At 59.2% G+C, this 13,440-nt stretch carries 9 protein-coding genes; all 9 read right to left on the reverse strand.

All coding sequences use genetic code 11. From position 1 onward, the window contains the following. Window positions 1-115: 115 nt before the first annotated feature. The 9 genes from HMPREF2894_RS07705 to sdhA all read right to left on the reverse strand — a co-directional run bounded on the left by HMPREF2894_RS07705 (window position 116) and on the right by sdhA (window position 13,431). A complete protein-coding gene (locus HMPREF2894_RS07705) occupies window positions 116-715 on the reverse strand; it encodes a DUF501 domain-containing protein (protein ID WP_049362335.1) in 600 nt (199 codons plus the stop codon). A gap of 85 nt (window positions 716-800) precedes the next feature. Then, complete coding sequence (locus tag HMPREF2894_RS07710) at window positions 801-1,445, reverse strand: septum formation initiator family protein (RefSeq protein WP_049358310.1); 645 nt, start codon at window positions 1,443-1,445, stop codon at window positions 801-803. A gap of 101 nt (window positions 1,446-1,546) precedes the next feature. After that, window positions 1,547-2,455 carry a beta-1,6-N-acetylglucosaminyltransferase gene (locus tag HMPREF2894_RS07715; RefSeq protein ID WP_005506839.1) on the reverse strand — a complete coding sequence of 303 codons (909 nt, stop codon included), beginning with the start codon at window positions 2,453-2,455 and terminating at the stop codon, window positions 1,547-1,549. A 357-nt stretch (window positions 2,456-2,812) separates the two neighbouring features. Beyond that, window positions 2,813-4,093: a phosphopyruvate hydratase gene (gene eno / locus HMPREF2894_RS07720; RefSeq protein WP_070678640.1), complete on the reverse strand. Its 1,281-nt coding sequence runs from the start codon at window positions 4,091-4,093 to the stop codon at window positions 2,813-2,815. 371 nt (window positions 4,094-4,464) lie between these two features. Further along, a complete protein-coding gene (locus HMPREF2894_RS07725) occupies window positions 4,465-5,211 on the reverse strand; it encodes a nucleoside triphosphate pyrophosphohydrolase (RefSeq protein WP_005506837.1) in 747 nt (248 codons plus the stop codon). 88 nt (window positions 5,212-5,299) lie between these two features. Beyond that, the gene (locus HMPREF2894_RS07730; RefSeq protein ID WP_070594004.1) at window positions 5,300-9,136 is read right to left on the reverse strand and encodes an ornithinee aminotransferase; all 3,837 of its coding nucleotides are present in this window, start codon (window positions 9,134-9,136) and stop codon (window positions 5,300-5,302) included. A 248-nt stretch (window positions 9,137-9,384) separates the two neighbouring features. Further along, window positions 9,385-10,635 (reverse strand): amidohydrolase, encoded by a 1,251-nt coding sequence (locus HMPREF2894_RS07735; protein WP_049358308.1) that lies wholly within the window; start codon window positions 10,633-10,635, stop codon window positions 9,385-9,387. 242 nt (window positions 10,636-10,877) lie between these two features. Further along, a complete protein-coding gene (locus tag HMPREF2894_RS07740) occupies window positions 10,878-11,666 on the reverse strand; it encodes a succinate dehydrogenase iron-sulfur subunit (RefSeq protein WP_005506828.1) in 789 nt (262 codons plus the stop codon). 1 nt (window position 11,667) lies between these two features. Further along, window positions 11,668-13,431: a succinate dehydrogenase flavoprotein subunit gene (gene sdhA / locus HMPREF2894_RS07745; RefSeq protein WP_049350037.1), complete on the reverse strand. Its 1,764-nt coding sequence runs from the start codon at window positions 13,429-13,431 to the stop codon at window positions 11,668-11,670. Between the last annotated feature and the right edge of the window lie 9 nt (window positions 13,432-13,440).

The following is a 13,440-nucleotide window of genomic DNA, read 5'->3' on the forward strand; positions in this document are numbered from 1 at the left end:
CAAAGGCAACGCGAGCGCCGCAGGCGAAAAATTTTCGCTTTTCGGCGCTCTTTCTTCTATCTATTATGCGCCCGCACCGTCCTTCAAGACGATGCGGGCGCACCAGAATCAATATTTAGGCTTCTTCACGCCACGCGGGGTCGCAGGAGCAGACCTCGGGGGTCCACCACTCGGCGATAGCGTCCAGGCCGCGGTCACCCATCGGGTTCACGCCGCGACCCACCGACAGGGTGTGGCCGATAACGGCGTGCAGGCACTTCACACGGGTCGGCATGCCGCCGGCAGAGATGCCGTCAATCTCCGGGACCTCTTCAGCGCCGCTGATTAGGCGGATGCGCTCACGCTCAGCCAGGTAGTTCTCGTGCGCGGCAGCGTACTGTGCCGCCAGGTCCGCGTCCTCAGCCAGCGAGTCGGTCATCTCGTACATCAGGCCGCCCGCCTCCAGGCGGGAAGCCGCAGCGGTAATCACCGGATGCGCCAGGTAGAAAACGGTCGGGAAGGGGGTGCCGTTGCTCAGGCGCGGCGCGGTAGCAGCCACGAGCGGGTTACCGCACACGCAGCGTGCCGGAATCTCAATCACGTCGCGGACCTTACGGCCCAGCTGCGCGGAGAGAACACGGATGTCCTGCTCGGTGGGGGTCAGGGTTTCAACAGTTACGCCGAAGCCGCCGGGGGTGCGTGCCTTCAGCTCTTCAATGGTGTTTTCGGTGCTCATAATCCTAAGTTTCTGGAACGAGGGGTCACCTCGTCCGCTTATGCCGGGTGCTTGCCAGGGCGGGGGTTCCTGCCGGTGGCTGGGGCTAGTTCTTTTCGAGAGAATCCCAGATTTTCGTGGTCCAGGCGTCCTCGGGGGCGTTCTTCGCATTCGCAGAAGTACCGTCAGCCTTCGTGGAGTCCTCGGTAATGCCGGTGACAACGTAGGGGGTGTCACCGGGGTTCACATAGTAGAGGCGGCTACGTGCCTGCTGACGAACGTAGTTGTCGTCGTTCCACCAGGTCTGCTCCGCCTTCAGCTGGGCGTTCTCCTGCTGCAGCTGGGAAATGTGCGTGTTGATCTGCTTGATTTCCCGATCCTGGTCAATGTAGGTGACCACCGGGTAAGCGGTACCGAGCGCAATCACGCCCACCACAACAGCGGTCAGGAAGCTACGACCGGAGAACATATGAGCCGCCACGGGGGCGTCGTATCCGCCCTCTTCACTGCCCTGCTGGGCTGCGGCGCGGCGGCGGGCACGCTCCTCACGGCGAGCCTGCGCCTGACGTTCACGTTCAGGGTGGCGCTGGTTCAAGCCCACGCCGAAGAAAAGGGCACTAGCCTTTTTCATCAGGGAGGTGCGGGCTTCCTTAGCGGCGCCACGCGGCGCATCGGAGGCGGTAGCGCCCTGAGCGGGTGCAGTGGAACTCGTAGAGTGCGACCGGGTCTGCTGGTTTGCTCGCTGGCTCATTGCTCTATCCCTCGTTCCGTTCTGTGCCGCTAAACGCTTCCTTCATATTCTACCGGGTTTGTAGCACCACTTTTCTTCACGGGTGAGGCAGAATCTGAGGATTATAGAATCTGTCGTTGACGCAGAATATCGAGCAAATCCTGCGATTTTTCAGCATCAACTTTTCGGATGAACCACTTGCCTGACGCATCAATCTTCTCAAGGTCACCGCTATGTAGAAGAGCAGGGTTCTCGCGTTCAGGATCCCAATCAATGTAATGGTGGTAAACCTTGTTCTCTTCCTTCATAGTTCCAGGAACAAGCTGACCATCGGTATCCCAGTTGGTAGCATGTTCCTTCGCAGAAGAATTCAGGAGAGCAGTGGCACCCCAAATCTCATCAGAAACGTGGGTTTTCCGCAAGAACTTCTGCATAGCCTTGCCCTGATTGGAATCAAGGAATTTCACCATTGCCAGCGCTCCTTCACGAGAAACAACCCAAGAAGAAGAGCCACGGTAAAACTGCACCGGATACTTCATGCGAGGCCGACGAGAGTAGTATACGTCCCAAAGTTTCTGAACCAGGGCGTACACCTTATTGCCCAAACGCGCCTTCAAGTCATAGGAACGCGGGTACTTCAAAACAGTATAGAACTGCGTACCAGGTGCCATTGCGTAGAAGTTCATCCAGCATCGGTCACGGTTCTCTTCTCGGCCTAGGTACTCAATGTATTCAGTGAGCGGACGAGCCGGATAATCTTGGCCAGACAAGAAAATATAGTGATGAGCGTCGGGGTAGGTTTGCAGAGCCTCACGCAGCAGAACCTGCATAGCACGTGTCAGGGAATAACCTCCCCAGTTAACGTTAAACCGGCGGCTTACAAAATGAGCATCAGCAGTTTCAAATTCCTGCAAATTAGCTTTTTTATCAATAAAAGCGACTGTTTCTCCACCCGAGTTTTTAATGATTCGGGTGAGTTCAAGAAATTGCTGAGGTCGCGAATGGGCGAGGATCATAAAACATACAGTCATGACAGTCCTTTAAGAAATTGAGTGGAAAGATCTGGGTGTCCTATCAAGGCATAAAAAATAAGGCCGCACCGCAACTACCAGTCATGAATCACATCACGAGATAGTCAGGTACGACCCGATTAGCCGAGCAGAGAGCACCAGTTAGCTCATAGGCTTAAGCCGTCAATTGACGCATTAAACCAGTTGAAAGTATGAAGCGTGAGTGAGTATATACCCAATATTATATGCCTCTGACAAGGAAAAACCGGGCCGACCCACAATACATAACGTGATGAATTACCTCACGATGTATTGGGATCGACCCGGCCTGTTCAGGGAAGTTCAGCAGAGCATCCCCTTATAAGCTTTCAAGCGTCATTATGCCTTGAAACGGGGGAATGCGGACTTGCCAGCGTAAACAGCTGCGTCGCCCAGCTCTTCCTCGATGCGCAGCAGCTGGTTGTACTTAGCAACGCGCTCGGAACGTGCGGGAGCACCGGTCTTGATCTGGCCAGCGTTGGTTGCAACAGCCAGGTCAGCGATGGTGACGTCCTCGGTCTCACCGGAACGGTGAGAAACCATGCAACGGTACTCGTGGCGCTGTGCCAGCTCCATTGCGTCGAGGGTCTCGGTCAGCGAACCAATCTGGTTCACCTTCACGAGCAGAGCGTTAGCTGCGCCCTCTTCGATACCGCGAGCCAGACGCTCGGGGTTGGTCACGAACAGGTCGTCACCGACGATCTGGACCTTGTCACCGATCTGCTCGGTCAGGGTCTTGTAGCCCTCCCAGTCGTTCTCATCCAGGGGATCCTCGATGGAAACCAGGGGGTACTTAGCAACCAGGTCAGCGTAGTATGCGCTCATCTCAGCTGCGGACTTCTTCTGGCCCTCGAAGTCGTATGCACCGTCGTTGTAGAACTCGGAGGATGCAACGTCCAGAGCCAGTGCAACCTGCTCGCCCGGCTTGTAGCCAGCCTTCTCGATTGCCTCAACGATCAGATCCAGTGCAGCTGCGTTGGACTCCAGGTTGGGTGCGAAGCCACCCTCGTCGCCCAGGCCGGTTGCCAGGCCGCGGTCGTGCAGTACGGACTTCAGGGAGTGGTAAACCTCAACACCTGCGCGCAGAGCGTCAGAGTAGTTGTCGAAGCCGATGGGAGCAATCATGAACTCCTGGATGTCAACGTTGGAGTCTGCGTGAGAACCACCGTTGAGGATGTTCATCATGGGGACGGGCAGAACGTGAGCGTTCGGGCCGCCGAGGTACTTGTACAGGGGCAGGTCAGCGGACTCAGCAGCAGCCTTGGCAACAGCCAGGGAGACACCCAGGATTGCGTTTGCGCCCAGCTTGCCCTTGTTGTTGGTTGCATCCAGAGCGATCATGGCTGCGTCAACAGCGCGCTGGTCGGAAGCCTCAATGCCGATGACCTCTTCAGCGATTTCTTCGATAACAGACTTCACTGCACCCAGAACGCCCTTGCCCAGGTATACAGACTTGTCGCCATCGCGGCGCTCAACAGCTTCCCACTCACCGGTGGATGCGCCCGAGGGCACAGCTGCGCGTGCGAAAGCACCGTCTTCGAGCAGAACCTCAACCTCAACGGTCGGGTTGCCACGGGAATCCAGGATCTGGCGTGCGTGAACTGCGGTAATAACAGCCATGAATTGTTCTCCTTATGAGATGTCAAGGATGTGAACGGCTCACCCGGTAGTGGACAAGTCGCGTCCCCTAAATTCTAGCAAAACTCCCACACAAACACACTAGTTGCCACCGCTTTTTTATTGCCTTAATGAAGGTCTCAACAACCCTTAGTCAGGCGCTACAAAGCGGAACAAGACCCACACTCCCCCACATTGTGAGGGTGTGGGTACTCGACCAAAGCACAACATGAGCCCAAATGCCGGGGTATGTGCCACGAGCATCCTCACGGTTGCCCAACACAACCCCAAACAAACAGAAGGCGCTTTGAAACCTCTTATTCCCTCCGAGAACAGATTTCAAAGCGTCTCACAGAAGAACTCAACCAGCGTTTCTAATAGCTCGGCTCATCATGCGTATGCTGAGCAATATAGCGACGAGTGTACGAACGCAGGGCACGCTCCGGATCCAAACCATTACGCTGTGCGCGGCTCACCAACGCAAAGAGCAGCTCGCCGAATTCCTCTTCAGTGTGCATATAGCGCAGGTCGTCCTCCATGCTCGTGGGCTCCGGCGGCAGAATAATACCCGCCTTACGTGCCTTCACAGCAGTCTTCTCAGCCATAGCGAGCGCCGGCAGATGCGGTGGAATACCATCCAGCGCGCCACGGTCGCTCTTCTCCTTCTTCTTCAACGCATCCCACGCCGCCTGCTGCTCAGCCGCGGTGCGAGGCGCCTCCGAAGAGCCCTCAGACTCAGCCGCAAACACATCGGGGTGGCGCGAACGAAGCTTCTGCACAAGGCCCTCAACCACCTGCACGATGTCGAAGCCCTGCGGGTTTGCCGCAGCAATATCAGAGTGGAACACCACCTGTAGCAGCACGTCGCCCAGCTCCTCACGCAGCAGCGGCATATTCGGCTCGCCGCCGGTTTCTACCGCCTCGACAACCTCGTAGGCTTCCTCCACCAGGTAGCGGATTAGGGAGGCGTGAGTCTGCTCAGCATCCCACGGGCAACCGCCCGGTGCGCGCAGCAGCGCCATGGTTTCCACCAGGGTGCCGAAGGCTTCAGCCGCGCGGGCGGCAGTGTCCTGAACGTTCTGCGCCGCAGAAGCCTCAGGAGTATTAGGGGTATCAGTCATAACAATCTTCCTCATCGAAAAAATGACAAACATAGCGCGCCGCGCCGACCCCCACACGGGGAGCTGGCGCGGCACACCTTACAAGGTTTTAGAGGTTCCAGTGCGAAAGCGCGCTCGTCATATGAGCCGGGATCTTCGAACCCAAACGCGGGAACATACGCAGCTCCTCAACGTAACGCTCAGCATCCAACGGACGCGGGTAGGTGACAAACGCCTGCTCATTCGCATAATCGAATGCCGCCTGAACCGGCACGCCCGGGGTGAAGGTCAGGCTCATAGCCAGCGGCGAGCCCTCGCCCTCGCTGTACGAGTCGGTCTTCAGCGCCGGAATGTCCAGCAGGGTTTCGGGAATCAGCTCGAAGGTACGGACCTGCTCCCAGAAGCCGTTGCGGCGCACGTGGGTCAGGGCGTCGTAGTAGGAACCGAGGGCGCGTACACGAATCAGCACGGTAGTGGCGTCCTTTGCGGTGCCGTTCTCGCCGAAGAGGTGCTCGACGACCGGCGCCAGACGCTGAGCGACCTGAGCCTCGGTCAGAACCAGGTTACCGGCTGCCAGCTGAGTCTCCGAGGGAACCAGCGGGCTCTGCACCGCGGCGGAGGGGGTGTCCGGCTCAGCCACGATGGTGGGCAGCTGGTTGAGCTCGCTCAGCGCGGATGCCGAGATGCTGGAGGAGATACCTGCCGGGGTGCTCTCCGGCAGGGCAACCGGGGTGGTCGCCGCAGCGGGTGCCGCCTCTGCTACAGGTGCTGCCGGTGCAGTCTGAGCGGTAGCCTCGGAGGCGGGCGCAAGCGCTACGGGAGCCTCAGCAATCTTAGCTGCGGGGGTCACCTCAACGATCTTGAGCTCAGCGACCTTCTCAGCGGGCTCTTCCTGAACGCCGGTAGCCTTCGCAGCGGCACCGGCGGTGCCCACTGCGGCAGCTGCGGCAAGAGCACCAGCCAGGCCGGGTGCCACAGATGCGCTCTCAGCGGCAGGCTCAACGTCTACGAGGGCAGGTTCCTCGGCGGGCGCTTCAGCGGAAGCGGCGGAGGTTTCCTTCTCGGGCAGCAGTTCAGAGTCGTCCAAGAACGCGGGCAGGGCGGGTTCTTCGGAGCTCTCTGCGACCGGCTCTTCTGCAGCTTCTTCAACGGGCTGGGTGCGGTCCAGGGTGAAGGACTCTGCGACCACGGGAGCGGCAGCCTTCTGCTCCTCGACAGCCGAAACTTCCTCAGCAGGTGCTTCCTCAGCGTCCAGCTTCTTCTGAGCGTTGGCAACGATGGCTGCCAGGGCGGCTTCCATATCTTCGCCGGGCTCATCAGAGTCCTCGGCGGATACCTCGGTTGCCTCAGCGGCAGACTCTTCAGCCTGCTCAGTCTCGGGCTCTACGGTAGCCGCACCGAAGACCGGGTCGTTCTCGTAATCGTGCTCGAACTCAGCCTCAACCGGCGCAAACTCAGTCTGGTCAGACTGGACAGGCTCGTCGGAAGCTTCAACAGCTTCCTCTACGTCTTCCTTCTCCTGCGCAGAAGCAGCAGAACCAGCCACTGCAGTACCAGCAGCGGCAAGACCTGCAGCAGTCAGCAGACCCGCGGAGGCGCCCTCTTCAGCAGTCTCAACGACAGGATCTTCAGAAGCTACGGCAGCTGCCTCAGCCTCGTTCGCAGCCTGCTTCTCAGCGAGTTCAGCCTCAAGCTCACGCTCAATAGCCTCACGTTCAGCCTCAATCGGGTCAACACTCTGAACAGCAGCTTCCTGAGACTCATCCTGCGAGGTAGCCTCAGCGGCCTCAGCGGTCGCAACGGGCTTAGCCTCAACAGCGACACCTTCCAGCAGGAAGCTCTCGCTAATAGTCTGACCATCCACAGCACCCAGGTACGATGCGTGAACCTCCAGACCGTCACCCAGGCGCGGCTTCAAAGAGACAGCCGCACGGTTCCAGGTTGCGCCGGCCTGCTGAGCCTCGGTGTACAGTGCCGCCACGGGTGCGAACCAGTCAATGCCGGGCACCACAATGCCGGTTTCGACCTCGCGACCGCGGTGCAGCAGACGGTAGTGCATATCCTCATCCACCTGGCGCAGTTCCAGGCTCATGGTGCCCGAACCGCGGGTGCGCATGAGCTCCGCCAGGCCATAGAGGGCACGCTGCTTGGGGAGAGCGGGCAGGGTTGCCGCACCCTCTGCGGGCTCGCTCAGGATGATGGACTCGGCAACCAGCTCTGCCTCGTCTTCGCTGAGCTTCTGCTCAGCTTCCTTCAACTCTGCAGCGGGCTCCTGAGCGGACTCTTCACGAGCGGAAGCCTCCTGCTTCTCGGCTTCCTTCTTATCGATGGCCTCTGCGGTCAGAGCGACCCCCTGAGAGGTACCCTTTTCTGCCTTCTCCTCAGCCTTATCAGCCTTTGCGGCGGAGGCAACAGCAGCGGCAGCAGCCACGGGTGCAGCAACAGCGGCAAGAGCAGGAGCTACAGAGGAGCTCTCGACGGGCTCGTCGTCCTCAGAACCGGAGCCTTCAGCCGCGGAGTCCTCAATCTTGGTAGCAGGCTCTTCCGTAGCGGTTTCTTCCGCGGTGCTGTCCTCAACAGCGCTTTCTTCAACAGCGGAAGTGTCAAAGATCAGCTCTGCGGTGTTCTCTTCTTCAGCGTCGAAGTCCTCAGCCTCGAGCGATTCAGAGACGGACGCTTCGTGCTTCTCCTCAACGGATACAGCGGAGAGCAACTCGGTCTCATCAGAGACCGCGTCTTCTTCCTCAGTAAGTTCAGATGCCAGCAGTTCAGGTGCCTCAACGACAGCCTCAATCGGCTCTTCCTCACCAGCGGCAACAGGCTCTGCAGCCTCTTCTACGCCTGCGGTAAGGTCAATGGTCTCCTCGGATTCGAAGTCTTCAGTAGCATCAGCAACAGGTGCGGGTGCCTCAGAGGCCTCAGCGTCTTCGACAGATTCAGCAGCTTCAGTGGACTCGGGTGCCTCAGCGGACTCTGCTTCCTCAGCAACTACCTCATCAGCGGGAGCTTCTTCAGCGATTACCTCATCGGAGGCGACCTCGCCGAAAGTCTCCTCTTCGCTATCGAGGGTGATGCCCAGGCGAGCAGCGTAGGCTGCCGCCAGGTCGTCCAGGCCGGCGTTCTGTGCCTCGGTGACAGCGGCGCGGGTGCGGGCAGTCTTCAGGTCTTCTGCGGTCAGGGAGTCTTCAGCACCTGCAGATACGTCCTCAGCGGCAGATGCAGAATGAGCGTTCTCAGACTTGTTCTCAGTAGCTTCTACAACAGCGTCGGCAACCTCAAGCTCTTCGCCACCCTCTGCCTCGTCTGCAGCCGCTTCAGCGACCTCAGCGGCAGTATCTTCGACATTCTGGGCACGCAGAGCACGCAGGTGCTCTTCAAACTGGGAACGTGCATCCGCTGCGACGTCCTTAGGCTCCTGCGCCTCGATAGATGCGTCCTCAGCTTCGGACTCTTCATCATCGCGCAGGAACGCGGGGGTAGCGGGCTGAGCAGCCTCAGCAACCGGGGCGACTTCTTCTTTAACGTCCTGGTCCTCAGTATTCTGCTCGACCTCAACAGGCTCCTCAGATTCCTGCGGGAAAGCACCAAGCGCAGCCAGCAGGCTACGACGCTCCTGCTCCTCCGCCTGTTCCTCGGTCAGCTCCTCAGCAGCGGAAGATTCTTCAACCTTCTCATCGCCGTGCAGGAGGGCACGCTTGAGATCCTCAACAGCGCGGTGCTCTTCATTCTGCTCTTCGTCGTGGTTCTGGTGGCGTGCGCTTTCAGACTTCACGAAGCGGCGCAGGGAGTCCTCCCACTGCTGCTGTTCCATAATCTTTTCGCTCAGTCGCGCGCTCTTAGGAGCGTCTTCGCTTGCCTGTTCTTTCTGAGCCTTAGCGGTTTCGGCGCTCTGTTCTTCGCGCGACTGTTCATCCAACTTCTTCTTGCCGATTCCAAAGAAGCTCATTGGGTGTCCTCCTCCGGCGTGCGCCGTGTGATGGTGCGCCATCTCCTTCAACCCCCGCAGGTGTGTGGGCACGGAGTCGGGAACATGACGCAGATGTCCTCATAATCCTTTTAATTCTATCGTGTGCATAGAGTTTCACCCCGCTACTCGGTGAGAGGTAACGGGGTGAAACTTGTACAGTTTTCAAGGCTTGATGCGGCTATATAGTCGTACTTTCAAGCCTGACTTATAAGCTTTCGAGAAGCTCTTTAGCGTGCCTCATCGCGGATGGGGTTCGCAGCCTTCGCAGCCTTCGCCAGCTCAAAACGGACGGCGCGCAGGGCAGTTGCCGCCATGACGCGCACACCAATGCCGATTGCCTGCTCGCTCGGGGCGTAATCGCCCTGGTGCAGATCGTAGGTGGGGTCGCCGGGGGCACGGGTGCCCAGGCGGAACATGGAACCGGGAACTTCCTGCAGCATCCACGCGAAGTCTTCGCCGCCCATGGACTGCTCAACCAGCACAATGGAGTCTTCGCCCAGTTCGGCGCGAGCCGCGTTCTCCAGCATGGTGGTTTCCAGGTCGGTGTTCACGACCGGGGGCACTCCGCGGATGTGCTCCACACGCGCGGTCACGCCGAAGGGTACGGCAACCTGCTCGATGACTTCATCCAGCATGTTGCCTGCCTGACGCCAAACCTCAACATCCAGGCAACGCATGGTACCCGCCAGGTAGCCCTCGGCGGGAATAGCGTTGGGAGCAACACCAGCACTGACCTGGCCCCAGGCGACCAGCACGCCCGAACGCACGTCGGTGCGGCGGGTCAGCACGGCGGGAACCTGCACAGCAATCTGGCTCATCGCATAGATGAGGTCCTCAGTCAGATGCGGGCGAGAAGTGTGGCCGCCGTGACCGCTCAGATGAATTTTCACGGTATCCGAGGCGCTGGTAATCGCACCGATGCGGGTACCGATCTGGCCCAGGTCCACCTTCGGGTCACAGTGCAGAGCGAAAGCACGCGGAATATCCTTGAGTAGACCCTGCGAAATCATCTGCACCGCACCGCCGGGCAACTGCTCCTCAGCGGGCTGGAAGAGAATACGGACGCTACGGCCCAGCGGGGTCTTCTCGTTCAGCTCGTGCAGTGCCAGCGCCACACCGAGCATGACGGTCTGGTGAATATCGTGACCGCAGGCGTGCATCACGCCGGGCACGGTAGAAGCATAGGGCAGGTCGGTCTGCTCAACAATGGGCAGAGCGTCAATATCGGCGCGCAGAGCCACAGCGAAGGGGCCGCTCCCGATATCTACGTAGCAGCCGGTACCTTCGCAAGCAACGGGGTTCATGCCGGCTTCTCGCAGTCGATTCATGAGGCGCTCAGTGGTCGCCACTTCACGGAAGGAAAGCTCCGGGTTGGCGTGCACTTCGCGGCGGAACTGCACGAGGGTACCCATCATGCGCTCCACCCAGTCGTCGAAGACAGGGGTGGACAAATCGTAGCGAGAATTAGCGAAAACCATACACAGTAGAATAACGCCGCCCGCCGGGGTTTACCTACCCGCTCCCCCTTTCTGACAGCCCTCGAGAATATCTATGACTTTATGACAGATTGTGAAGAGTTTTTGTGCACGCCGAAGCCCCTGAAAATGCTCTGTGCCATCATTTCCATCAGACTTTTTCTGTCAAACAATTCAAGCCGCCACCCGGTGTGGGTGACGGCTTGAATCGTCAATGCTGTATCAGCTGATACCGCGTACTCAGATTAGAGCGAGCGGCTCAGGATTGCCTGCTTCACCTCGGCAATAGCCTTGGTGATCTGGATGCCACGGGGGCAAGCCTCGGTGCAGTTGAAGGTGGTACGGCAACGCCATACGCCTTCCTTGTCGTTGAGGATCTCCAGACGCAGGTCGCCTGCATCATCGCGCGAGTCGAAGATGAAGCGGTGTGCGTTCACGATAGCGGAGGGGCCGAAGTACTGACCGTCGGTCCAGAAGACCGGGCAGGACGAGGTACATGCTGCACAGAGGATGCACTTGGTGGTGTCATCGAAACGTGCACGGTCCTCAATGGTCTGCAGGCGCTCACGCTCAGGCTCGTTCGAGTCGTTGATGAAGAACGGCATAATCTCGCGGTATGCCTGGAAGAAGGGCTCCATGTCAACGATGAGGTCCTTTTCGCAGGGCAGACCCTTGATGGGCTCAACGGTAATCGGCTTGGACAGGTCAAGGTCCTTCAGCAGGGTCTTGCAAGCCAGGCGGTTACGGCCGTTGATGCGCATCGCGTCCGAACCGCAGATGCCGTGTGCACAGGAGCGGCGGAAGGAGACGGAGCCGTCTACTTCCCACTTAATCTTGTGCAGAGCATCCAGCACGCGGTCGGTGCGGTACATGGTCAGCGGGAATTCATCCCAGTACGCCTCGGAGGAAACTTCCGGGTTGTAGCGACGAATCTTGATGACCACATCGTACGTGGGGATGGAGTCGGAGTCGCCGCCGGTCATACCCTCAAACAGCTTGACGGATTCCGGTTCGGGGAGTTCGTTTTCAGCCATTTTAGTACTTACGCTCCTTCGGCTCGTAGCGGGTGTAGACAACGGGCTTGGTTTCGAATCGCAGGCCCTTGACACCCTCAAACTCGGATTCGGGGTCGAGGTAGACCATCGAGTGCTTCATGAAGTTGACATCGTCACGCTTGGGGAAGTCCTCGCGGTAGTGACCACCACGGGATTCCTTACGGTGCAGCGCGCCAACGGACATGACCTTTGCCAGCTCAATCAGGAAGCCAAGCTCAACAGCCTCAAGCAGGTCGAGGTTGAAGCGCTTGCCCTTGTCCTGGATGGAGATGTTCTTGTAACGCTCTTCCAATTCAGCGATGGTTGCCAGTGCTGCGCGGATGGTCTCGTCGGTACGGAACACCTGCATGTCAGCTTCCATAGCCTTCTGCAGGTCTGCGCGGATAGCGCCGACCTTCTCGGTGCCCTTGCCTTCGAGGATGCCGTTGAGCATGTTGAGAACGCGATCTGCTGCGTCGTCCGGAACCGGTACGAACTCAGCGGATGCTGCGTACTCTGCTGCCTTGCGGCCTGCACGCTTACCGAACACGTTGATGTCCAGCAGGGAGTTGGTGCCCAGACGGTTTGCACCGTGGACGGACACACAAGCAACCTCACCAGCTGCGTAGAGGCCGGGGATGGTCTCTTCGCTGTTGCGGTAAACCTCGGTCTCGTTGTTGGTGGGGATACCGCCCATTGCGTAGTGCGCGGTGGGGAACACCGGGATGGGCTGGTGGTGCGGTTCCACTGCCAGGTAGGTACGAGCGAACTCGGTGATGTCCGGCAGCTTCTCGTCGATGTGCGAGGGCTCCAGGTGGGTCAGGTCCAGCAGCACGTAGTCCTTGTGGGGACCGCAGCCGCGGCCTTCGCGCACCTCGTTTGCCATTGCACGTGCCACGATATCGCGGGGTGCGAGGTCCTTAATGGTGGGTGCGTAGCGCTCCATGAAGCGCTCACCGTCAGCGTTACGGAGAATACCGCCTTCACCACGAGCACCCTCGGTGACGAGAATGCCCAGGCCAGCCAGGCCGGTCGGGTGGAACTGAACGAATTCCATGTCCTCCAGGGGCAGGCCTGCACGCAGTGCGATGGCCATGCCGTCGCCGGTGAGGGTGTGGGCGTTGGAGGTGGTCTTGAAGATCTTGCCGCAACCGCCGGATGCGAAGATCACGGACTTAGCCTGGAAAACGTGGACCTCACCGGTTGCCAGGTCGTAGGAGACGACACCGGCGGGGCGGGGCTTGCCCTCTTCGTCCTTGACCAGAATCAGGTCGAGCACGTAGAACTCGTTGTAGAACTCCACATTGTGGCGAACGCAGTTCTGGTAGAGGGTCTGCAGAATCATGTGGCCGGTACGGTCAGCTGCGTAGCATGCGCGGCGCACAGCAGCCTTACCGTGGTCACGGGTGTGACCGCCGAAGCGGCGCTGGTCGATGCGGCCTTCGGGGGTTCGGTTGAAGGGAAGACCCATCTTTTCCAGGTCGAGCACAGCGTCAATAGCTTCCTTAGCCATGATTTCTGCTGCGTCCTGGTCGACCAGGTAGTCGCCACCCTTGACGGTGTCAAAGGTGTGCCACTCCCAGTTGTCCTCTTCAACGTTAGCCAGAGCGGCGCACATGCCACCCTGTGCCGCACCGGTATGGGAGCGGGTGGGGTATAGCTTGGTCAGTACCGCGGTGCGAACTCGCTGGCCGGCCTCAATGGCGGCACGCATACCTGCGCCACCGGCACCGACGATCACTACATCGTACTTATGTACCTGCATGATGTTCTT

Source organism: Rothia sp. HMSC066G02, from assembly GCF_001813145.1.
Taxonomy (GTDB): Bacteria; Actinomycetota; Actinomycetes; order Actinomycetales; family Micrococcaceae; genus Rothia.